Source organism: Stieleria marina (assembly GCA_007741555.1).
Lineage (GTDB): Bacteria > Planctomycetota > Planctomycetia > Pirellulales > Pirellulaceae > K23-9.
Genome location: CP036526.1, coordinates 7,835,389 through 7,858,890 on the forward strand (window position 1 = coordinate 7,835,389; position 23,502 = coordinate 7,858,890).

A 23,502-nucleotide genomic window follows, 5' to 3' on the forward strand; every position below is an offset into this window, starting at 1 on the left:
TTTGGAGGTCTACAGCGTATCCGTTAGACTGGAGCAGTGGTGTCCGCCACCTCCCACCTTAATCCTGCCCCCGATTCTACCCTCATCGACTGCGTGGCCCCCGGCTGCGCTTTTTGAACGGTTGCTGGAATCCGCCCCTCCTTTCCGTCCATTTTGAGCGTGAACGAATCTCTTCAACTGCGTGCGAGTCTGCTGATCGCTGCCTGCTTGATTGGCTGCGGATCGTCGGTTGCTTGGTCAGGGGAGGCTCCCAGCCAAGAAGACCTCGCGTTCTTTGAAAAAGACGTTCGTCCCTTGTTGGTCAAACACTGCTACGAATGTCACAGCGGTAATGAAACCGACGGCGGCCTGGCCCTTGATTCGCGCGACGGACTGTTCACAGGCGGTGACTCGGGAACGGCGATCACGTCCGGCGATCCCGATGACAGCCTGCTCATCGAAGCGGTCAGTTACAAAAATCACGATTTGCAAATGCCTCCTTCGGGGCGACTAGACGATCGCGAAATCAAAACGCTCAAGCAATGGATCAAGATCGGCGTTCCTGATCCCCGCGAAGCAAGCACGCCAACTGGGCATGAGCCGAACGGGATGAGTGTTGAAGATGGGCGATCGTTTTGGGCTTTTCAGAGTGTCGGCAATCCGTCGCCGCCGACCGTCGCTGACAAAGATTGGGGCCAATCACCCATCGATGCCTTTGTGTTGGCAAAACTAGAATCTGCCAACCTATCGCCGGCAACAAAAGCCGATCGCCGTACTTTGATCCGCCGTGCCACGTTCGATCTTACAGGACTGCCGCCGACTCCCGCAGACATTGATGCCTTTGTGAGCGACGACTCGCCAAACGCTTTTGCCGATCTGGTCGAACGACTGCTCGCTTCGCCTCAATACGGTGTCCGATGGGGACGGCATTGGCTGGACGTCGCACGTTACGCCGATTCGAATGGCTTGGACGAGAATTTGGCATTCGGCAACGCTTGGCGTTACCGTGACTATGTCATCGACGCACTGAACAATGACAAACCGTTCGACCGTTTCCTGATTGAACAAATTGCAGGTGACTTGTTGCCTGAATCCAACCAAGAAACCAAGACCGCGACAGGCTACTTGGTGTTGGGCGCCAAGGTGCTTGCAGAACCCGATCGTGAAAAACTGGTCATGGACACGATTGACGAACAGCTAGACGCGATGGGTAAAGCGTTTCTGGGCATGACGTTTGGCTGCGTTCGTTGCCACAATCACAAATTTGATCCGATCCAACAGAGCGACTACTACGCGTTGGCGGCAATTTTCAAAGGCACCAAGACGTTTGGAGACTCCAAACAAGGTGCGATCATGCATTGGAACGAACACACATTTGCCAATGACGAACAGACCGCTCAGATTGCCAAGGTCGACGCATCGATTGCGGAAAAGAAAAAGGCCGCGAGCTCGTTCAAAAACAAAGTGATCGCAGAAATACGCGCAAGTGCTCGAGACGCAGCGGTCGAATACTTGGTGGCCGCCACTCAGTTTAAATCGACCGCTTCGCTAAACGAAGTTGCTTCCATCGCTGAACCGCACGGGTTGCATCCGCGGATCTTGCACCATTGCCGCTTGCATCTGGAGTACCACCGCAGCGACGCTGTCTTGGTGAAATGGCATGACCTAGCGTCGCAGAGCCAATCGGTTCGCGTTCATTACACCCGCCTCTTCGCCGATGCGACGACTGCACTGGCCAGTGCCCGCAAAAAGGATCCCAAAGCAAAACGCACCGGCGACAAACTTTTGAATGAAGTCCTGGCCGTCTTAGACGATCCGTCCGGGCTGTTGGCTGTTCCGGCAAAGCCCGAATTTGCTTTTAATGCCGACCAACTGCGTCGCTATGACGAATTGATGGAAGCAGCCCGTATCGCCGAAAGCAACGCGGACGATCTACCATCGGCGATGAGCGTCACTGACGCGACGGTCGTCAGCGAACTGCCCATCCACATTCGCGGCAGCCATCGTAATTTTGGCGAACCCGTTGCACGCGAGTTCCCCGAAGTGATGCGTACCAGTAGCGTGCGTCCAATCTTTCCAGCGAACCAAAGTGGACGTTTACAGCTCGCGCGGTGGATGGCTAGCACGCAGCATCCCCTCACGGCCCGCGTGTATGTCAACCGAATTTGGTCGTGGCATTTTGGCCGTGGCATCGTCGGTTCGACCGACAACTTCGGACTCCTGGGCGAGCGTCCATCGCATCCAGAATTGCTGGATTACTTGGCACGGTATTTCATGCAGTCTGGCTGGTCCACCAAAGAAATGCACCGACTGCTGATGAATTCCAGCGTCTACCAGATGGAATCTACCGGCAATGAGGAATCGGGAATTGCCGTCGATCCAGAGAACCATCTGCTTTGGAAATTTCCGATGCAGCGTTTGGATGCCGAACTGATTCGCGATTCAATCCTGGCCGTTTCTGGCCGACTGGACGCTACTTTGGGTGGCAAAACGGTGCCACTTCGCAATCGGCAATTTGTATTCAATCACACGTCGGTCGATCACACCAAGTACGACTCACTTCGGCGAGCGGCTTACTTGCCAGTGATTCGCAACAACCTGTATTCGTTCTTTGCGCAATTTGATTTCCCCGATCCAACGATGCCAACGGGCACACGCAGCGCAACAGTTGTGGCTCCGCAAGCGTTGCTGATGATGAACGCCGATTTGGTGGCCGATTCAGCTGACGAATTTGCGACGCAATTGATTTCGTCACGAAGCACCGATGCAGAACGAATCGATCTGGCTTACCAAACCGCGTTTGGACGTGCTGCGACGAAAGACGAAACGAATCGAGCGATTCACTTTGTCGACGACCTCACATCACGATCATTGACGAGGTCGGATAGCGTTGATGCCAATGCACTGCATCAAGCTTGGTCGCTTCTCAGCCAAAGTCTTTTTGCCAGCAACGAATTCATTTTCATTAGGTAGTCATCCGTGAACACCCATGAATTGCAATCGCGACGAAGACTGCTAAAAACGTCAGCAATCGGATTTGGCCATCTAGCGCTCAGCTCGCTGCTGCACGAACAGGCACAGGCTGAAGCTCCGGTCGAATCGCCGTTGGCGGCGAAGATTCCGCACATCGCGGCACGCGCCAAGCGAATTGTTTTCTTGTTCATGAAAGGTGGTCCGTCGCACGTTGATACGTTTGACCCCAAACCTTTGCTGACTCGTGACGATGGCAAGCCGCTACCATTTGATTTGCCTCGAGTCACGTTCGCCAAGCAATCCAATTTGCTGAAATCGCCTTGGAAATTCAAGCAGTTTGGTCAAAGTGGTTTGCCGGTCAGCGAACTGTTTCCGCACGTCGCAAAACACGTCGACGACCTCTGCGTTTTGCGAAGCCTGCATGGCACCAACCCGGCTCACGGTGGCGCACTTCTGAAAATGCATACCGGTAGCGACCAGTTTGTCCGCCCCAGTCTTGGGTCGTGGGTGACCTACGGACTGGGAACCGAGAATCAAAACTTGCCGGCATTTGTCACGATTTGTCCAACGCTGGCTCATGGTGGTGTAAACAACTGGGGGTCAGCGTTTTTGCCGGCATATTGCCAGGGCACGCCGATTGGCAACGCCAGCTTGTCCGCGTCCAAAGCAAAGGTCAAACACATTCGCAACGAGCGAATCGATCCCCAGATGCAGCGACGTCAGTTGGATCTGATCGCTGCAATGAATCGCGATCACTTGTCGGTCGCCGGTCGCAATGCAGCGTTGGAAGGGCGACTCAATGCATTTGAACTCGCGTTTCGAATGCAATCGACGATGCCCGAGGTACAGGACTTGGAATCCGAAACCGAACTCACTCAGCGGATGTACGGGATTGATGACCCGATCACCGAAGACTTTGGACGACAATGCTTGCTCGCTCGCCGATTCCTGGAACGCGGCGTGCGGTTTGTGCAAGTGACGCACAGTGATAGCGAAGTGCAGTGGGACCAGCACAGCAATCTGTACAAAGGGCATACCAAAAACGCGGTCGAAGTGGACAAGCCGATCGCTGGCTTCTTGGCTGATCTGAAAGCTCGGGGGCTGCTGAAAGACACACTGGTTCTGTGGGGCGGCGAGTTTGGCCGCACCCCCACTGCGCAAGGCAACAATGGACGGGACCACAATCCGCACGGCTTCACGATGTGGATGGCTGGCGGAGGCGTCAAAGGTGGCTACGCGTATGGCGCAACCGACGAATATGGTTACTACGCCGTCGAAAACAAAATGCATGTCCACGACCTTCATGCAACCATTTTGCACTTGCTGGGCATGGATCACGAACGATTGACCTATCGATACGCGGGTCGCGATTTTCGACTAACGGATGTCGCTGGTGTCGTCGCCGATGACATCTTTGCGTGATGCCGCTGTATTTTCCAACAAGAGAAACCTGAAGTGACGAAAACCTCCGTTGCCTGGCTAGGAATTTGCCTCCTCACGACTTGGTGTGCCGCGACGTCCGATGCCGTCCCTCCCAACGTTTTGCTAATCGTGTCCGACGATCAGGGATACAACGATCTGGGCGTTCTGGGAAACGGCATCATCACTCCGAATCTAGATCGGCTTGCCAAAGAAGGCACGCGGTTGACGAATTTTTATGTCGCATGGCCTGCCTGCACGCCGTCGCGTGCCGCGCTGTTGACGGGACGTTACCCACAGCGCAACGGGATCTACGACATGATCCGCAACGAAGCGCCTGATTATGGGCACAAGTACACGCACGAAGAGTATCAAGTTTCATTTGAACGCATCGGCGGAATGGATTTGCGAGAGACGCTGTTGCCGGAGGTCTTGGGGACCGCCGGGTATAAAAGCGGCATCTTCGGTAAGTGGGACTTGGGCACACTCAAGCGATACTTGCCAACTTCGCGTGGCTTCGATGATTTCTACGGGTTCGTTAACACAGGCGTCGACTACTACACGCACGAACGGTACGGCGTGCCAAGCATGTATCGAAATTTGACGCCGACGACCAAAGACAAAGGCACTTACTGCACGGAGCTGTTTGAACGCGAAGCACTACGCTTTCTGGATGAACACGCCGGCACGGCGCCGTTCTTTTTGTACCTTCCGTTCAACGCACCTCATGGCTCATCGGCCCTGGATCCCAAAATTCGCTCCTCTGTTCAGGCTCCCGAGAAGTACAAGGAGATGTACCCGCCTGTTGAAAACGAGTTTCGCGTCCGAGATCGCTATCGCTATGCCGCCCCCGCGACCGTTGTGACGCAGGAGGCCCGTACGCGCGACTACCGTGCTGCCGTGACATGCATGGACGAATCCATCGGAAAAATCATCCAAAGCATCGAATCAAAGGGGCTGCTGGACAACACAATTGTCGTGTTCTTTTCTGACAACGGAGGCGGCGGCGGAAGCGATAATGCGCCGCTGCATGGAAAGAAGGGCGACACCTGGGAAGGCGGTATTCGCGTGCCGTGCTTGGTGCGTTGGCCAGCGGGCAACGTTCCGGCCGGAGGGGTTAACGATGCGTTCTTGACCAGTCTGGAGATCGTCCCGAGCCTGGCGTCTGTGTCGGGCGCGGAATTGTCGTCGCAAAATAAACTGGACGGTTTCGATTGGTGGCCGACACTGCGAGACGGCCAGCCTTCGCCACGCACCGAGATGTTTTGGAAACGCAAAGATTCAATCGGTGCCCGCGTGGATAACTGGAAATGGGTCGTCGTGAAAGGACAGTCCAAAGGTCTGTTCAATTTAGACACGGACATTGGCGAAACGAACGACCTGTCGCAACAGCATCCCAAAATCCTCGACCGACTCAAAAAACGATACCACGCTTGGCTCAGTGAAATGGACGACGCTGAACCGCGCGGTCCGTTTCGCGACTTTTAGACCTTCCTGTTTTTGAACCTTTAAGCTGATCAATGCAAATGCCTACCAAGATCCTGCTTTTGTTGCTCGTCGTATGCTGTGCGGTGCCATCACCAGCCGAAGACAAACGTGCCTTTCGAGCCGGCGCTGCCATTGCCGATATCACGCCACCGCTGGGCGAGAAAGTCGTCGGCAGCTTTTCACCTTTTCCGGCCAGCAATATCCACGACGCACTGCATGCCAGGTGCTTATGTCTGGACGACGGCGAAACAAAACTGTTTTTCGTCCTATGTGACAACGTTGGAATTGTCAAAGAGGTCTACGACCAGGCTCGCTCGGAGATTGCAGCCAAAAGCGATATCGACGCGGAGCAAATACTGATGGCCGCAACGCATACCCATTCGGCATGCGTGTCGACGTCGCCGAAGTACTCGCCCATCATCGCCAAGGGAATCGTCGAGGCTGTTTTGGCGGCGAACAAAAACCTACAGCCAGCACGTATCGGCTGGGGCGGTATCGACGAGTCATCAGAGCTGAACAACCGACGTTGGTACATCAAAGAAGCCAAACACCGAACCAATCCCTTTGGTGGCGTCGATACCGTTCGCATGAATCCGCCACGCAACCATCCGACACTGGTCGCTCCGGCGGGGCCCGTCGATCCTGAAATTTCATTCATCAGCGTGCAGTCCACCAACGGGACGCCGATCGCGCTGTTGGCGAACTATTCGCTTCACTATGTTGGCGGCGTGCCGCGAGGCGATGTTTCGGCGGACTACTTTGGTGTATTTGCCGATTCGATTGGCCCCATGATTGGCGCTAAAGACGATTCGCCGTTCGTGGGAATGATGTCCAACGGTACCAGCGGCGACGTCAACAACATTGACTTTCGCTTTAGTTCTCGCGACCCGAAGCAAACTTATGAGAAGTATGAGAAGATTGACGAAGTCGCCCAGAAGGTCGCAAAGAAAGTCGCCGAAGCACACGCGAATATCTCGTTCAGAGACTGGGTGCCACTTGGCGTACGACGCAGCGAACTAACGTTAAAGGTTCGTAAGCCGGACGAAGCCATGCAGGCGTACTTTGCAAACTTAAAGGTCCCCGAGAATGAAAAGTTTGCCTACCACCGCCACGAAAAAACCTATGCCGATCGCGTTCAAGCTCTGCTGGAAGGCCCCGATGAATACGTCGTTCCGTTGCAGGCGATGCGAATCGGAGATCTAGCGATTGCGTCGATCCCATTTGAAGTGATCACGGAAATCGGACTTGAGCTGAAGACGCTTGCTCCCTTGGAAGACATGTTCACAATTGAACTGGCCAACGATTCCCGCGGTTACCTACCAACGCCAAGGCAGCACAAACTAGGTGGTTATGAAACATGGATGGGAACGAATCGCGTGCAGAAAGACGCGTCGGAACTGATCGTCAAAGAACTGCTCTCGATGATGCAGCAACTGGCTGAGTAATCAGTTACCGAAGGATGCCGTACATCACACCAGCGACGCAGGCGGTCATGCAGCACGCAAGCATGCCGCCAATCATGGCTCGCAGACCTAATTGCGCGATGTCGTTTTTGCGATTAGGCGCCAAGGGACCGATGCCTCCCATCTGGATTCCAATGGCTCCAAAGTTGGAGAACCCACACAGTGCGTAGGTCAGGATCACTTTGCTTCGTTCGCTCAGACTTTGCGAATCTTCGCCTAGCAATTGCAGATACGCTACGAATTCGTTGATGACCATCTTCTTGCCCAGGAGGTCGCCAGCGATCGAGCAGTCTTTGGATTCGATCCCCATGATCCAGGCGAGAGGATAAAAGACCGTTCCAAAGATTTTGGCCAAGGATACATCGAGGCCGACGAGCCCGCCTGCGCCTTGCAGCAGAATGTCAATGAACATGATCAGCGCCAAAAACGCGATCAACATGGCAGCAATATTCAGCGCCAACTGCAAGCCTTCGCTGGCTCCGTTGGCGGCAGCTTGCAACAGGTTGGTGGCGTTCTGTTCCATCTTTGCTTCGGCGGCGTCGACCGTTTGAGGCGTTTCGGTTTCGGGCTGAAGGATCTTTGCCAATACCAAAGCTGCTGGCGCGGAGATGATCGATGCGGTCAGGAGATGACCGGCGCTAATCCCAACACTGGCAAAGATCGCCATCAGGCTGCCGCTAATCGTGGCAAAACCGCCGACCATCAGCGCATTCAATTCGCTGCGAGTCATCGATGCGATGTAGGGCTTCACGACCAGGGGAGCTTCGGTGTGTCCTACCAATACATTTGCAGCGGCGGCTAAGCTTTCGGCACCGCTGACTCGCAAAGTCTTTTGCATGACCCAGGCCATCAGACGAATCAATCGCTGCATCACCCCCAAGTAGTACAGCACGCTCATCAGGGACGCGAAGAAAATGACCGTTGGCAAAACGCCAAAAGCAAAGGTCGTCAGGATCGCACGGGCATGCGTTTGATTGTCGTCAGCATCCCCATCAGGATTGGCTGAAAAGACGAACCCGGTTCCTGCTTCGACACTTCGTTTGATAACGCTGAAAAACGACTCAACGACATAGAACACCACTCCGTTTCGAAACCGGGGCAATTCGATACCGCCGGCGATCTGTTCGTCGACTTGGCTGATCGTAAAGCGTTCTTCGTCGACGGCGGTTTGCAAGTCACCGACGGTCAGCACGTCGTTTTCAAAACGGCCCGCCACCGAGGCCGTGGCGTCGGCCTGCGTGACAAGCTGCTGATACGACGTAAACGTTTTGGGAAACGTCCAGGTCTGCGAATTGAAAAACACCGCGGCCAGAGCGACCTGAAGCCCAATGCCCATGGTGACCAGACGCCAAGAAATACGGCGGCGATCACTGCTAAGCACGACGGCGATGCCAATCATCACAAAAATGCCCAGCAAGCTGATGGCATTTAAGTGAGAGACATTGGCAATCATGCGGAGCCTTCAAACGGGAGAGCACTTGGCGACCAGCGCCTGCTGATAGAGGTCGGCGCCTGCTAGTTGCGGTCGGACAGAGGCTTGAACTCTCGTTCGGTCGATCCAGTGTAGATCTGTCGCGGTCGGTTGATTCGCTTCGAAGGACTGCTGTGCATTTCGCTCCAGTGAGCAATCCAACCTGGCAGTCGCCCAATCGCAAACAAGACCGTAAACATCTGAACGGGAATGCCCAGTGCTCGGTAGATGACGCCCGAGTAGAAATCAACGTTGGGATACAGGTTACGGTCTTTGAAGTAATCGTCTTCCAAAGCAACTTGTTCCAACTGCTGAGCAATCTTGAACAATGGATCGTCCAAATTCAGCTTGGCTAACAACTTGTCGCAGCTCTTACGAATGATGGTCGCCCGTGGATCAAAGTTTTTGTAAACACGGTGACCAAAACCCATCAGGCGGAAACCGTCGGTTTTGTCCTTTGCCATGCGAACGTACTTTTCGACATCTCCCCCATCGGCGGCGATCTGCTCCAGCATGTTCACGCAAGCTTCATTTGCTCCACCGTGCAGTGGTCCCCACAAAGCACCGATGCCAGCGGATATCGACGCAAACAAGTTGGCGTTGCTACTGCCGACCATTCGTACCGTCGACGTGCTGCAGTTTTGTTCGTGATCCGCGTGGACGATCAGCAACAGGTTCAACGCTTCGGCAAAGTCGGGATCCACCATGTGTTCGTTTGCCGGCGTGGCGAACATCATGTGGAGGAAATTTTCGCAGTAGTCCAAACTGTTGTTCGGATACATGAACGGCTGGCCGACGGATTTCTTGTAACTGTAGGCCGCAATCGTTGGCAGTTTGGCCAGAAGCCGATAGATCGAAATTTCGACCTGCTCTTTGTCGGCCGGATCCATGCTGTCTTGATAGAAAGTCGACAGGGCACCCACAACGCTGCTCAGGATCGCCATCGGGTGAGCATCACGCGGAAACCCGTTGTAAAACGACCGCATGTCTTCGTGGATCATCGTATGATCGCGGATACCTTCGCGAAACTCTTTGATCTGAGCTTCGTTGGGCAAGTCGCCGTAGATCAGCAAGTAAGCGACTTCGACAAAATCGCAGTTCGCGGCGAGTTCTTCGATAGCGTAACCGCGATACCGCAGGACGCCTTCTTCTCCATTGAGAAACGTAATTGCACTGCGGGTACTGCCCGTGTTCACGAATCCTTCGTCGAGCGTGACCAAGCCAGTTTCTTTGCGGAGCGAACTGATGTCGATTCCACGTTCGCCTTCGCTGCCTTCCACCACGGGAAGTTCGATTACCTGGTCGCCATATTTGATTTGAACTGTACCGGCATTTTGGACGTCCAAGTTAACTGTCGAAGTCATCTGCGGTTCCGGGGGGCGAGATCGATGCTGGGTGGGTAAAGAAGCGTCAATAACGGCCTTATGATCGCCCCGCTAAGCGAACGAATACGTGCCAGAAACGCTTTCAATCAGTGTAGCGGCACGACTAGAAGCCGACAATCAGACGATCCCCGCTGAAGGAACACAGAAGAGCGTCCCAAACGCAAGCGAAAACAGCCCAACACGTTCGACGAAGTGGGCCCGATCGACAGGGCTCACCCCTGCGTCAAATCGACCTCACCGTCCAGTGTCGTCAGCGGCAAGCTGAGTCCTCAGAAGAATTGCCGAGATCCGAGACAGATCGCTGCGGGTACCCTGCCTACCAGAACACGCCTACCAGAGCGCCCTGCCTGGCTAGCGGAGCGGTTTACATCGTTGGCAAGGCGTCCGATTCGACAAGCAATCGATTAATAGGCCGCAGCTAACTAGGCCGCAGCGCGGATGGTTCGTGGCTGCATCATCGCGATTTCTTGTTCAATGATTTCGTCGGCCAAGGCGCGATAATCGTGCGCACCGTTGCTTTGTCCGGCATACTGAAAAATCGATTGCCCAAAACTGGGTGCTTCGGCCAGACGAATGTTTCGGCGGATTCGTGTGTCAAAGAATTTTGCGTCACGATAAAACTCGCGGCGGCCATTGCTGGCTTGAAAAAACTCGTCGATGTCCGTGCTGACCTCGGCGGCCAATCTTGTATTGCTGTCGTACATGCACAGCATGACACCGGTCAATTTCAGGTGCGCGTTCATGCGCCGCGAAACCAGCTCGATCGTTTTGAGGAGTTTGCTGAGCCCATGCAAGGCCAAAAAGTGGGGCTGCAGCGGCAAGAACACTTCCGTTACGGCGACCAGGGCATTGATCGTCAGTACACCCAAACTGGGCGGGCAATCCAGGATCAAGTAGTCGTACTCTTGATCATCTTCCTGCAGCTTGTCTCTCAAGATCATTTCACGACCGACCTCTCCTGCCAGTTCCAGTTCGGCAGCCGCCAAATCCAAGTTAGCGGGCAAGATGAAAAGATTGTCGTTGATTTGCCGGCGCGTCTGTTCGACCGAGGCGTCACCGCAGAGCATTTCGTACGTCGTCATCTCGCCATCCATGGCGGTAATGCCAAGGTGGAGCGATGCGTGTGCTTGCGGATCCAAATCGATCAGGCAAACTCGTTTTCCAGCGTCTGCCAGTGCGGCTGAGAGATTGACGCTGCTGGTGGTTTTTCCAACGCCACCCTTTTGATTGATCACGGCGATCGAGCGCATGGGATTGATTCCTTAGGTTTGGTTCAGCGACAAGTGATCAGGAGCGTTGTGCGAGGACCGTCCAGGTTGAGCGGTCAATTGAGTCGTCGAAACGAGTCAACTAAGCGGCTCGCGTGTGGGGTAAGTCTTGAAAAGCCATCAAAAGTTGATGAAGGTCTGCGTCAATCTCTGCGGTGTCATCAGCAAAATCTTCCAGCCAAGTGTGGTTGTGCTTGGCAGCCCTCATCAGCAGTGGCACCATGACCTTCAGCGGTATCTTCATCGTTTTGGGTTTGCTGAGCCCAGCGATTCGGTCAAGCTCTCGTTCGCGCCGCTCAGCGATCGGCTGAACGGATTCGCGTCGAACTCCGTCGTGCTGGGCTGGTTCGATGTTCTGCGAAAAGAGATTCAATCGGGGTGCATCCATCAAGTTGGCAATCGCTCTGGCTAAAAACGGTCGGTTTTCTAGGACCAGCTAAGGATGTTCGATACAGGCAAACGCAATTCGCCCACAACCCAAACTGGTACTACTACTTGCCCAGGTATCGACCCTGACGGTTGCGCTGGTTGAGCAGAATCTGCCGGTTTCGCAGACTTGACCGCCATCCGCCAGTTTCACGCTCGCCGTGCCCGACACGCGTTGATCGTGGCGCCAGCATGGCCAAGCAACGAAACGCCCCGATTTCACGCCTGTTTTTGCGAGCCACACGGTTGCTGCCCAACGCCTACTCGGTTGACATCGAAGCTTCCTAGCGCTATCCTCGCCCGATGAATCCGGGGATTCTTTTTCCCTAAAATAACGATCTTCGGCCAACCTCCTGTCTCATGTGTGCCAGGCTGGTGCCGACCACCGAAAACCGATGCCCCGACTTCAATCGGTCGGCTGCATCAGCATTGAGACCGACTCATCATGACTGTCGATCTGGAAGCAATTGCCCGACGCGGGCGTTGCGACGTTTCTAGTTTACGTATCGCACTGCCACTTCTTCAGCAGGGTTATTCGCCGCCATTCTTGGCGCGGTACCGCCGCGATGAACTTTCGGGCCTCAGCGAATCGAATCTGTGGGCGCTTTCTGCCGCAGTTCGCGCCGACGAGGACGTTTCGGCTTTGAAGGCCGACTTGGAAGCTCGCTGGCAAGAAACGTCGCTTCAAGATCCTGCGATTGGCAATGCCATTCGCAAATCGAATTCGCAACGGGTTTTGGATCGGCTCGCTCGCCGCGTGAAACAAGAGTCCGGTGAAACTCCGGACCCTAGCACCCTGCTGGCAATCCGCGCCTTGAATCCGCAAAAAGGTGACTCGGATGATCTGAACGCGTTGGCCGAAAGCATCGAAGCGATCGAAGACGCCAGTGCCGCCGTCGCGGGCATCGACGAAGCCATTGCAAAACGCTTGACCGGTGACCCACGGATCATGTCGGCTGCGGTTCGTTGGTTGGCCAAACACGCGCGGATTCACGTTTCCAAAATCAGCGACCCTCACACGCCAGCTGCCTCGCAACAAGCCGCCAAGGATACGAACAAGCAGGCGAAACCCGAAAATCAAATCCCCGCCACTTCGGAGCCAGCCGCTGACAAAGCGGCGGAGCCAGCAAGTGCGGCGGAAGAAACCCAAGTTGCTGCCACCCCTTCGCAACAGCCCAGCGAATCCGAATCGGCAACCCAGGTCGAAGCTGCTCAACCGTCAAGCGATCAACCCGCTGCGGAAACGACTAGCGAAGCGAATGCAAACGTTGAAACGTCAACCGCTTCGGAAGCTTCTGACGCAGCACCAGTAGCTGATGCAACACCGACAGCCGACACAGCACCGGCAGCCGAACAAACTCCCGCGGATGCCAGTGCCGAAGTCGCTCCTGCCGCCGCCGAGTCGTCCAATGAAGCAAAACCAGCGCCGCAGCCACCAATTGCAGACAAAACGCAGGCAGTAAGCAAGCCAGCAGCCAAAGCGGAACCCGCCGCGGCGCCCAAGAAAGCGAAGAAGATCTCACCACGCCAACGTCGTCGACGTTGGTTGGTCAGCGTGCTGAAACCGTTGTCAGGGAAGCGTTTTGTTTCGGACAAACTCAGCTCGTTCCAAATTGTCATGCTGGGCCGTGCGATGCGCAGCCAAGTGGCTGAGTGTTCGTTCGAATACGACGCGGCCAAATTGGTCGAAGAAATCAAACGAGTCGCCCTGGGGCTTAATCGCTCGCTGGAATCCAAACTTAGCGAAGTCGTGATGATTCACGAAGCCAATATTCGCGAGGCTGCCGAATCAGCGTGGTGGGACGAACTACACGAACGTGCCTCCGTCAGACTCGCTGGCATTGCTGCCGACCACCTGAGAGCTCAGATCAATCGGGGCGGGGTGGATGCAAAAATCGTCATGTCCATCGATGCCGTCGGGCCGCGTACAGCTGCCACCGCGATCGTTTCGGCTGACGGCCAGGTACTGCACTGCGAAGATCTGCCTTGCCAATTGTCATCCGGGCAACGCGCCGCTGCCGTCGCAAAAATGGGCGAACTCATTCACGCTCATCACGTCGACTTGATCGTGATCAGCAACGGTCCATCACGACGCGCCAGCATGATCGCGTTAGGCGAATTGATTCGTCAGTCGCCTGAGTCGTCATTGCGATGGACTTTGGCTGACCGCAGTGGCGCCGACACGTACGCCGGCAGCGACATTGCTGGCCAAGAGATGCGTAGCACGTCGCGACGATTCCGAGCGGCCGCTTGGTTGGCATTTTCGATTTTGCAACCCGCACATGCGTTGTCCAAAGTCGACCCATCAAAATTGCGTTTGGCATCGTTCCAGCGAGAGCTTGCCGAAGAGGCCATGAAGGAATCGCTGGACAATGTGATGACCAGTGGTGCTTCGCGAGGAGGTGTCGACGCCAACGGTGCTTCGGTCGCCGGGATGTCTCATCTGCCAGGCATGACCGATGCCGTCGCAAAGGCTATCGACGGACAACGTCGCAAGTCGCTCATCAAATCTCGAGATCAGCTCTTGGAACTCGAGGCTTGGCAATCAGTTGCCGAAAGCCGACAGGCGTTGCCGTTCCTCAGAGTTTTCGGAAGCGACGAAGCACTCGATGGAACGTTGATTCATCCGGACGATTACGCGTTGGCCAAGAAGCTTGCCAAGGTGCTCGAAATTGAATTGCCACCGACTACGCCGCCTGGCTATCAGTTGCCGCAGTATCTCACCGACGAACAAGCCGCGGAGGCACAGCCAGGGCTCAAAGAAGCTCAGCTGAAACCCGCTGCCCCGGTGGTCGAGGACCTCACCAAAACTGGTGACGCTATCAACGACTCCTTTGGTGCTGGAACCGACAATCCCGCGGACAGCCCTGCCGAGACCGACAGTACGGTTGATTCGGAGTCAGCGGCTTCTGGCGACAGTCAGCCGGACGACACGGCCACGCCATCATCGCCCGATTCAAGTGCCGACGAATCCACCCAAGATGCCTCGGCAGATTCCGCTCCGGCTGAAGAGAGTTCGACTGACAGTTCAGCTGAAAGCGAAGCTTCGGAATCACCAGCAGAAGCCACCAGCAAAGATACGGAGGCTCCCGCATCCCCGCCCGAGGTGACGGAACTGGTAAAGCGGCCGCGCCCCGAAAAGTCGAAAATCGACAAGTGCATCAAAGAGTGGCAGGTTGGCCCCAACCGCGTCAATCAATTGGTCAGCTGGCTTTGCGACCCGTTTGGCGACAGTGACGAATCGGGCGAACCGCCCGCCGTGATGACGTCGATGCCAACCCAAAAAACACTTCAACAAGGCGACCAAGTCATTGGTGTCGTTGTCGGCGTAATGCCATTTGGTGTGTTTGTGGAACTGGCACCCGATTGCAGCGGATTGGTTCACGTGAGCAAAGCAACCGATTCTTTCGTCGAAGACTTGCACGAAGCCATCCAAGTTGGCGACGTCATCACCGCTTGGGTGACTTCGATCGATAACAAAAAGAAGCGTGTCGCCCTCAGTGCGATCTCGCCTGAGCGTGAAGCCCAGCTTCGCGAGGAAAAGCAGCAACGTTCATCATCCAACACACGAGGCCAAGCTGCTTCGCGGGGCGGTGGACGAGGAGCACCACGCGGAGGAAGCGGCGGACAAGCTCAAGGCGGTGGACAGCATGGCGGAAAACCAAGTGCAGGAAAAACCGGCACTGGCGGTCAAGCACGCGGTGGTGGCGGCGGAGCATCACGCGGCAAACCTGCTGGGCGTGGCGGTGGTGGCCGAGGTGGCCGCCCCGATTCTCGCGGCGGACGCGGTGGACGGCGAGAGAAAACACCAGAGACATACAACGTCGTTGGCAAAAAAGAGAAAGTCGAACTCACCGACGAAATGAAGAAAGGTGCTGCACCGCTTCGCTCGTTTGGCGACCTGATGCAGTTCTTTGACAAAGACGAAGCGAAACCCAAGCAAGTCAAACCTGTCAAGCAAAAGCCAGCGGCTAAACCGCAACCTGAAAAAGCTGAACCAGCTCCTGCTGCCCAAGCGCCAGCACCACCGTCAGAAACGCCTGCGGCCGATCCGCCTGCCGACCAGGCGCCCGCTTCAGAGACTCCTGCGGCAGCGGATCCTAAGGAGACGCCTGATTCATGAGTGACGATGACTTCACATCGCGTCTTGAATCAGCCATCCAGCGAGGAAAGCGACGCGCCGAACACAAAGCGGATCTTGAACGAGCCAAGGAGCTGAGTGAGGAAGAACTCAAGCGACTGCACACGTCGTATCGCCTGTCGCTTTCGGATCGAATCGAAACGGCCGTTGCTCGCGTGGCCGATCATTTCCCAGGTTTTCGACAAGAAGGCCTCTTTGGCGAAGTCGGATGGGGTGCTGCTTGCTACCGCGACGACCTTCACATCGAAGCGGGACGACGCACGAATCTTTTCAGCCGACTGGAAATGGTGATTCGGCCCTACAGCGATCTGAAAGTGCTGGAACTCAAGGGCAAGGGAACCGTGGCAAACCGCGAACTGTTCAACCGCAGCCACTTTCTACCCGTCGTTGAAGTCGATCAGGCCGAGTACGAACAATTGATCGACTCCTGGGCAATCGAATACGCCGAGATGTACGCGACCAGCTCAGGCACCATTTAACCGAGTCAAAAACGCTCCGAGGCTCTTCCTCGCGAACGCTCGGATCTATTCGACGCGAGTCCCTAGAACTCGCAACATCGCGATCAAGACCGCTACCTGCACCGGTAGCAGAATCCAGACCGAGACACCCCAACCAACCGGCAACGTCCCAAACACAATGGCGACAGTGCCGACGCTAACGGCATAGGGCATCTGAGTCACGACGTGCGCCATATGATCACAGGCGCAAGCCTGCGACGAAAGAATGGTCGTGTCGGAGATCGGCGAGCAATGGTCACCGAATACCGCGCCAGCCAGAACACTGGCCACCGCCGCCAATAGAATCGGATGTGCCGCATCAAATTCACCGGTGCTGCTGACGACAGGCCCGATAAAACCGATCACCATCGGCATCAGTATCCCCATCGTGCCAAAACTGGTGCCCGTTGAAAATGCCAACACTCCGGCAAGCACAAAGATCATCGTCGGCAGCAGCTTGATCGTTACTGACTCTTGCGGATCTTCCACGTCCGTCGGCATGATCAACGCCGCCAAATAGTCACCGGTGTAGAGCCGGTGATCGTCGAAATCAAATGCTTCAGCCGACTGCTGTCCATCGACCGACTTGTTCCCGGTCAATCGCGACAACGCGGACGCGCACCACAGAATCGCCAGAGCGGGCAATACCACGCGAGCACCTTTGCCGGCCGCAGTGATGACTCCTGGAAAATCCAAAATGCGCTGCGTCATGCACAGCAGTCCCGCCGTCACCAAGCCCGCCAAGGCACCATACTGAAGCGATAAACTGGAGTCAGCTGCCCCCAAAATATCGCGAAGCCCAAGATCCCCCGCAGCCAGATCCGCTCCCAACGATTGCTTGCCCGTTGTGTAAAGCAACCACATCACGATCGCTAAAGTCACACCGATCGGAATCGCAGCGTTGTACCAGCGGGCTTTGTCTGGATCGATCTTGTCGCCCTCCGCCACATCGTCGTCTAGGGTTCCTGCACTACGTTGCCCCTGAGCACTCATTTGTTCGGCTCGCAACATGGGACCAAACTCACGCCCCATCAAAGCAACGATGGGCACAAACAGCAACGCGCCCAGAACATAAAACCGATAGGGAATGCTATCGACAAACAAGCTCATCGCGTTGACACCCGCGCCACCGTCTACCTGCTCCAGGCCGTCACCGATGTAATCAATTTCGACCGCCACCCACGTCGACAGCAATGCCAACCCGGCGATCGGTGCCGCGGTTGAATCAACTAAGTACGCCAGCTTTTCGCGGGAGATGCGCAACCGATCTGCCAATGGACGTAGCGTACTCCCCAGCAGAATCGTGTTGGCGTAGTCATCAAAGAAGATCACCCAACCAAGCAACCACGTTGTCAGCTGGCCACCGCGCCGAGTGCGTGCAAACGGCGAGATCTTTTCGATCAAACCATGCATTCCGCCGCTTCGCGAAATGACGCCAACCATGGCCCCCATCAACAGCGTAAACGCAAAGACCCGCAACTTACCCGGATCAGTCAACGTCGGCCAAAGATGCACTTCAAAGAAATCGTAGGCTGCGTGAACTGCTTGCCACCGATTGGTGACCAGCGCGCCAACAAAGATCCCCAGCAAAAGTGACAGCACCGCGCGGCGAGTCAAGATGGCCAATACGATCGCAATAATCGGCGGCAGCAGGCTGAGTGCTTCAAAAGGGTGGTCGTTCATGAAACAGATCTTAGCGATCTTTTGCGCTGCTCACAGGCGAACGCGGCGAACGCTGATCCAAGTTCGCCGAATCAGCTGCGATCGCCTGCCATTCCCAGCGAAACAAATTCCGCGTATCGACGTAGCGAGCATCGCTGGAGGTCGCCCCCAAGACCACCACAATTCGCGACTGACCATCGCGCCGTACCATCGACACCAAGCAAGAACCTGCGTCCGACGTCGTGCCCGTTTTCACTCCCACGTAACCCGCTGTACCCAACAGACGATTCGTGTTTTTCCACAACACATTTCGCCGATCACCGTCGGCAGTCTTGAGCGTGCAGCCGCGCTGCCGGGTCGACACAACATCGCGAAACCGCTTGACTTTCATCGCGGCTGCCGCCAACTTCAGCAAGTCGCTCGCACTCGAAACATGATTCTCTTTTGACAGTCCGTGGGTGTTTTGAAACTCCGTCGCGTCCATTCCCAACTGGTCGGCCATCCGATTCATCGCTCGGACAAACTGCCGATACGCACTGTCTTGTTGCGATGTTCCGCCGCACATTTCTAGTACCCGCTCACCGAAATGCTCGGCCAATGCCACGCTTGCATCGTTTCCCGATGGCAACATCAGTCCATACATCAACTCGTCGACCGAAAGTGATTCGCCTTCCCGAACTCCGCTCGTGGATCCTCGGGTCAGATCAGCCTTCCGCGAAAACGCAATCTTCTCGTCGACGATCTGCGAATCCTGCTCGGCAAGTCGCAAAACCAGATACGCCGTCATGATCTTGGTCGTACTAGCCATCGGCAGACCCACCGTCTCGTTCTCGCCGGATCGCAATTGCCCGGTCTCGCCATCTCCGATCGCCCACGCTTTGCAAGTCACAAACGGGGGGCCATCGAGCGAATCACGAGGCATCACCGGCAACTTTTGTGCGGCGATCACTTCGGGATCTGCAACCAGATCAGGTAGAAAACGCAACTTGCCCAGCGCTTTCCAAGTAGCCGCGTTCACGACGCCGGTAGCGTCGAGGCCGCTTTTGATTTGAAACGCTTGAACCGCTGCTTCAGTCGCCGGGCCAAAATCACCGTCGATAGAAACTTCGTCGTCGGCATCCAGCCGATCGTTGAGCGTCCGTTGCAACGCTTCGACTAGCGTTCCCACTTCGCCTTTGCGAAGTACGCCACGATCGTCACTCGACTCGGCGCCTTGCGGAACCGCTTTTTCAGCCACCACCTGGCCAACACAGGACAACGACAAAAGCGAAAGACTTACAAACGCAAACGATACACATCGGGTAGCCGACAGACACATCATCGAATCAAGACTCGTTCGTGGTGGGGAAACAGGCAATCGCTTAAACGTGCCAACCAGTCTAGCTCACCTGAATCTAGTTGCCTGAACCTATTTGCGTGAACCTAGTCCGGACTGGTCATTTTCGCCCAGGCCAACCATTTCCAACAGACGCAATGCGTTCGTCGTGGGCGACACGCCGTCACGCATCTGATAGTCAAAAGTCATTTGCTCTTCACCCTCAGCATCAGGGCGAATCGTTTCGCGAAAATGCACTGGCGTCGCGATGGACATCATTTCGGGTTCATCGGCCAACTCCAAGTCATGCGTACTAATCGCACCGATCGCGCCCGATTCACGAAGATGACGGAGCACTTGCACGACGGCGATTTGGCGTTCGCGACTGTTGGTCCCTTGCAAGATTTCATCCAACAAAAACAGAACCACTCGGTCAGGGACATCCGCCAATTGTCGGGCTTGATCCACGACACTTTTAAGTCGCTGCAGTTCAGCCATGTAAAACGAGACACCCTCGCTGAGATTGTCTCGCACGCGAATACTGGTCGCCAATTCGACCGATGGCAATTCAAAATGCGACGCACACACAGGTGCCCCCGTACCCGCCAATGCCACGTTCAATCCGACACTCCGTAGCATGGTGCTCTTGCCAGACATGTTGCTGCCGGTAACCAACAAGATCGTTCCCGGCGGCCCGACTTCGACGTCGTTTGTGACTCGTGATTCGTCGCTCAGCAGCGGGTGACCGATCGCGCTGGCTCGGACAACTTGGGCATCGGGCAATTTTTTCCATTGCGGTGTTGCCCATTGCGGATACTCGTCGCGGATCGCCGCGAGCGACAAAAGCGCTTCCAACTCACCCAAAGCGTCGAACCACTGCCGCACTTGAGGACCAAATTTACTTTGCCAATCCTCCAGCCTTTTCAAAACGCGAACGTCCCACAAGCCAAACGCTTGAAGCGGCAGGTACAACAAAAACGTCGCTGCCGATTGCCTTAACCCGCCAGCCGCTGCGACTCGCTGCAGCTGGTCCATGCCCTTGATCGCGGCATGATCACCGTCCAGTACCACTCGCCGAATTCGTGACAAGCAACCTTCAGATTCCTCGCTCTCAGCAGCCGCACCTTGAGGCAGCCACTGGGCCGCTGCGAAAATTTCGTGGTAGTTGTCGACCGCTTGTCGATTGGACATCGCAATCGAAAAAATCTGGTGCGCTGGCCCCAGCATGGCGCTGGTCAACAACATGTTCAAACCCGCCAGAGCGATCAGCCCGATCCCACAAGTTTTGACCACCGTAGCGGTGCCGATTCCAAGCACAGCCAGGAGGATCCCCAGGACACACAGAATCGTCAGCAAGACCGACACATTTGCCCAGGTCGATAGCCAACGCCGTGAATCCAACCAGGGTTCCCGCGAGGCCCACGCAACAAATTGATCCGGATCACCTGTGCTCTCGCCGACTTCGCGTGCTAACGCGTAGAACCGCATCCGTTCGTCACGTCGGGGTGCCAACGCATTGATTGCTTCGGTTCGCTCTTGGGCGGCGTCAGCATCCGATTCATTCGCCAGCCAACGTGCCAGTGTCCGAATACCAGGCATCGTGGCAGCCATCGACACCAGGTGAAACAACGATGCACGCCCCAGCAGATCCAGATCGTCCGCCACAGCTTGCTGGTGTTCGGGTAGTTCGATCGACTCCAAGCACTCAGTCAAACGACTGGTAGCCAACGTATCCCAATCGCGACCAAGCCGAGCGATCAATCGTCGAACAACCGAACGCGACCGCAGCAACGCATCCATGCGATCGCGGATGGGTTCATTCAGAACGACCACCAGAAAAAAGGCGGCGAAAGCGGCAGTCGCGGCAATGCCTGCTGTCCAACCCAGATCGGAAAACGCCGCAAGCAACGCCAGGGCCAGCGAAATAAAAAACAGGATGACTCGCAGCGTCCCATACTTAGCATCGGTTGCCTTCAGCTGAGCGTGCTGGCCATCAATCTCAGCGAGTTGCTCGCGGTAACGCGTCAGGGCGCCATCGGATTCACTGGTAGGCGGGCTTTCGTTGGACATTCTTTCAGCTGGCATCGTGTTGGTTGACGTGGTTTGTCGGAGCGCAATGTCGACTAGGAGATCAGGTGGGAGATTAGCAAATCAGAAACATCGGAACTCACGCCGGTCCTGCTTCCAACTGCGGGCGTCTTAATTCACGCCGACTGGGCTGAACGACTTTCAGTGCGACGCGATCTTGCAAGTTCGGTCGAAAAATCGTCAGCAGCAACAGCGGCAAGAACCAAGCAACGTACAAACCGCCGCCAAAACCATGCCAAAACTGAGCGGCCACCATCACGGCTGCCGAACAACTAATCAAAGTCCCAAGGTTCTTGGGCGACGGCCAGGCAGCGAACAGCGTGCTCAAAATTACAAACCCGACGATCACTGGCAAACGCCAAATCGGATTCCAACCCAAACTCCAAATGCCCTGCAAGTGTTCGGCCTGCATCATCGGTGCACGCAATCCGAACATCAGCACCAAATGGTCCAACAGTGTTGCGGTGCCGCCAAACGATAGGGCTAACATCAAACTTGCCAGCGTCGCCAAGACGCCCACGACGAATCGCCGTACACCGCGACGCCAGTAGAAACTGCACCACAGCGGCAGAAGAAACAACGGATAGTAAACCAACCCGGCCGCGAGTCCAAAAAAGACTCCTGCGATCATCGGTTTGCGATACATCAAAATCGCCCACAACAGACAAGCCGCTGGTAGCGCATGGTCAACGCGCCCCGTCATCTGAGCCGTGTACGGCAAAATCAAATACAGCGTTGCAGCGCCTACTCCCGAAGCGAGGTTTCCGAAGTGGCGATTACCGATCAAAACGATTCCCGTAACGATTGCCAGATGCGCAAGGATCGCGAGCACTTTGGCAACCATCGTCAACGTTTGCTGACTGTCATCCAGCACCGCAGCTTGGGGTGGTTCGACGCCTGCCAATGATTCGCTGACCGGACGCGTGCTGATCGCCGGAACACGGTGCATCAGAGCGTAGCCGGGTCCCAACTCAGGCCCCTGCCAAACCTGCATTCGTGGTGTGCTATTGACGACATTACCCATCAAAAACACGAACAACGAAATGCTAATAAAGTACATGCCTCCCGTCGTCAGGTTGGGATTCAGCAGCGGACGTCGCACCATCAGCGCGTCCATCAACAGCCGGATCAAAATGAAGAGCTGCACGACAAACAGCAGGATAAATCCATTGCGTCGCAAAGTCTGAGCCGAATAGAACTCCGGCGACGGCGTTACCGCTTCCTCAATCTCTTCGGTTGGCTGGTCCAAGACATCTTCACTGATCTCCGCCAACGAAGCCTCACCGTCACCGGCAACTTGATCGGCCTCACCCGCAGCTTCGTCACTGCCCGATTCGACTTGTTCCGATTCGACTTGTTCCGATTCGACTTGTTCCGCTTTGACCTGTTCCGCTTGCGCAATTCTTATGATCGCCGGCGACCGATCCACCACTGCCGTCAAGGTCGTCCCACTCGTCAGCGGAGACTCGCTCCGCCGATTCCGCTGGCTTCGCCATTTGGAATCCAAATTCGGATCGACCGCATCATGTTGGCTCAGTGGCGAGGCACCGCCTGCTTCATTGGCGGGCGGAATCAATTGGCGAGCCGCAATCGCTTCGGATTCGATTTCGCGAAGCTGTCGACGTCGCCCTTCGTGAACCATCAACAATCCGGGTGCCAACAAAATCAGTAGCACAATGTCTAGATTACGAATGCTCCAAAAACGATGAAAGACAAAGTAAAGTCCAATCGTTAAGAACGACGACATGTAAACCCACGTCGTCGGGTCGGGTCGTCTGTAGTAGAGGAGTATCTCGCTCATAGAAGTCTCGGTGACTGCATCTTGCCGACCACCGCGCTTGAGAAACGTCACTGAGTTCCGCAAAGCGCCACGAAGGTCTTGTTTGGCCCAAACGAAGTTGATCACAACTCGGGTTTTCGCGCGAAA

14 protein-coding genes are annotated in these 23,502 nt (G+C 55.6%); 6 read left to right on the forward strand and 8 right to left on the reverse strand.

Annotated elements, in window-relative coordinates; genetic code table 11:
• Positions 1 to 159: 159 nt before the first annotated feature.
• Genes K239x_RS27735 through K239x_RS27750 form a run of 4 tightly spaced genes read left to right on the forward strand, consistent with a single transcriptional unit; the run spans position 160 to position 7,304 of the window.
• Positions 160 to 2,952 (forward strand): PSD1 and planctomycete cytochrome C domain-containing protein, encoded by a 2,793-nt coding sequence (locus tag K239x_RS27735; RefSeq protein ID WP_419189471.1) that lies wholly within the window; start codon positions 160 to 162, stop codon positions 2,950 to 2,952.
• 6 nt (positions 2,953 to 2,958) lie between these two features.
• Positions 2,959 to 4,374 carry a DUF1501 domain-containing protein gene (locus K239x_RS27740; protein WP_145421740.1) on the forward strand — a complete coding sequence of 472 codons (1,416 nt, stop codon included), beginning with the start codon at positions 2,959 to 2,961 and terminating at the stop codon, positions 4,372 to 4,374.
• A 33-nt stretch (positions 4,375 to 4,407) separates the two neighbouring features.
• Complete coding sequence (locus K239x_RS27745) at positions 4,408 to 5,859, forward strand: sulfatase-like hydrolase/transferase (protein WP_473163556.1); 1,452 nt, start codon at positions 4,408 to 4,410, stop codon at positions 5,857 to 5,859.
• A 38-nt stretch (positions 5,860 to 5,897) separates the two neighbouring features.
• Positions 5,898 to 7,304, forward strand: a complete 1,407-nt coding sequence (locus tag K239x_RS27750) for a hypothetical protein (RefSeq protein ID WP_419189472.1) — start codon at positions 5,898 to 5,900, stop codon at positions 7,302 to 7,304.
• Positions 7,305 to 7,308: 4 nt separating this feature from the next.
• Here K239x_RS27750 and K239x_RS27755 read toward each other — a convergent pair whose 3' ends face one another.
• The 4 genes from K239x_RS27755 to K239x_RS27770 form a co-directional block, all read right to left on the reverse strand.
• The gene (locus tag K239x_RS27755) at positions 7,309 to 8,775 is read right to left on the reverse strand and encodes a NupC/NupG family nucleoside CNT transporter (RefSeq protein WP_419189473.1); all 1,467 of its coding nucleotides are present in this window, start codon (positions 8,773 to 8,775) and stop codon (positions 7,309 to 7,311) included.
• A 62-nt stretch (positions 8,776 to 8,837) separates the two neighbouring features.
• Complete coding sequence (locus K239x_RS27760; protein WP_145421743.1) at positions 8,838 to 10,157, reverse strand: citrate synthase; 1,320 nt, start codon at positions 10,155 to 10,157, stop codon at positions 8,838 to 8,840.
• Positions 10,158 to 10,600: 443 nt separating this feature from the next.
• Positions 10,601 to 11,428 carry a ParA family protein gene (locus K239x_RS27765; RefSeq protein ID WP_145421746.1) on the reverse strand — a complete coding sequence of 276 codons (828 nt, stop codon included), beginning with the start codon at positions 11,426 to 11,428 and terminating at the stop codon, positions 10,601 to 10,603.
• A gap of 100 nt (positions 11,429 to 11,528) precedes the next feature.
• Positions 11,529 to 11,834 (reverse strand): hypothetical protein, encoded by a 306-nt coding sequence (locus tag K239x_RS27770; RefSeq protein WP_419189474.1) that lies wholly within the window; start codon positions 11,832 to 11,834, stop codon positions 11,529 to 11,531.
• A 483-nt stretch (positions 11,835 to 12,317) separates the two neighbouring features.
• On the opposite strand from K239x_RS27770, the gene K239x_RS27775 reads away from it, so the two are divergent.
• A complete protein-coding gene (locus tag K239x_RS27775; protein WP_145421749.1) occupies positions 12,318 to 15,995 on the forward strand; it encodes a S1 RNA-binding domain-containing protein in 3,678 nt (1,225 codons plus the stop codon).
• On the forward strand, positions 15,992 to 16,492 hold the full coding sequence (locus K239x_RS27780) for a hypothetical protein (RefSeq protein ID WP_145421752.1): 501 nt from the start codon (positions 15,992 to 15,994) through the stop codon (positions 16,490 to 16,492). Before K239x_RS27775 ends, K239x_RS27780 begins: the two co-directional genes overlap by 4 nt.
• 45 nt (positions 16,493 to 16,537) lie before the next feature.
• Here the strand turns inward: K239x_RS27780 and K239x_RS27785 are convergent, their stop codons facing one another.
• The 4 genes from K239x_RS27785 to K239x_RS27800 form a co-directional block, all read right to left on the reverse strand.
• Positions 16,538 to 18,193 (reverse strand): Na+/H+ antiporter NhaC family protein, encoded by a 1,656-nt coding sequence (locus tag K239x_RS27785; protein ID WP_145421754.1) that lies wholly within the window; start codon positions 18,191 to 18,193, stop codon positions 16,538 to 16,540.
• 10 nt (positions 18,194 to 18,203) lie between these two features.
• Positions 18,204 to 19,493, reverse strand: a complete 1,290-nt coding sequence (locus K239x_RS27790) for a peptidoglycan-binding protein (protein ID WP_145421758.1) — start codon at positions 19,491 to 19,493, stop codon at positions 18,204 to 18,206.
• An 87-nt stretch (positions 19,494 to 19,580) separates the two neighbouring features.
• Positions 19,581 to 21,572, reverse strand: coding sequence for a MutS family DNA mismatch repair protein (locus tag K239x_RS27795; protein ID WP_145421760.1), 1,992 nt, complete (start codon positions 21,570 to 21,572; stop codon positions 19,581 to 19,583).
• Positions 21,573 to 21,654: 82 nt separating this feature from the next.
• Positions 21,655 to 23,376, reverse strand: coding sequence for a hypothetical protein (locus tag K239x_RS27800; RefSeq protein WP_419189475.1), 1,722 nt, complete (start codon positions 23,374 to 23,376; stop codon positions 21,655 to 21,657).
• Positions 23,377 to 23,502 lie beyond the last annotated feature (126 nt).

Coding starts and splice junctions, on each gene's coding strand:
- K239x_RS27755 (WP_419189473.1), bottom strand. CDS start 8,775: ATGATTGCCAATGTCTCTCACTTAAATGCCATCAGCTTGCTGGGCATT.
- K239x_RS27770 (WP_419189474.1), bottom strand. CDS start 11,834: ATGGATGCACCCCGATTGAATCTCTTTTCGCAGAACATCGAACCAGCC.
- K239x_RS27750 (WP_419189472.1), top strand. CDS start 5,898: ATGCCTACCAAGATCCTGCTTTTGTTGCTCGTCGTATGCTGTGCGGTG.
- K239x_RS27765 (WP_145421746.1), bottom strand. CDS start 11,428: ATGCGCTCGATCGCCGTGATCAATCAAAAGGGTGGCGTTGGAAAAACC.
- K239x_RS27775 (WP_145421749.1), top strand. CDS start 12,318: ATGACTGTCGATCTGGAAGCAATTGCCCGACGCGGGCGTTGCGACGTT.
- K239x_RS27760 (WP_145421743.1), bottom strand. CDS start 10,157: ATGACTTCGACAGTTAACTTGGACGTCCAAAATGCCGGTACAGTTCAA.
- K239x_RS27785 (WP_145421754.1), bottom strand. CDS start 18,193: ATGAACGACCACCCTTTTGAAGCACTCAGCCTGCTGCCGCCGATTATT.
- K239x_RS27790 (WP_145421758.1), bottom strand. CDS start 19,493: ATGATGTGTCTGTCGGCTACCCGATGTGTATCGTTTGCGTTTGTAAGT.
- K239x_RS27795 (WP_145421760.1), bottom strand. CDS start 21,572: ATGCCAGCTGAAAGAATGTCCAACGAAAGCCCGCCTACCAGTGAATCC.
- K239x_RS27800 (WP_419189475.1), bottom strand. CDS start 23,376: ATGAGCGAGATACTCCTCTACTACAGACGACCCGACCCGACGACGTGG.
- K239x_RS27780 (WP_145421752.1), top strand. CDS start 15,992: ATGAGTGACGATGACTTCACATCGCGTCTTGAATCAGCCATCCAGCGA.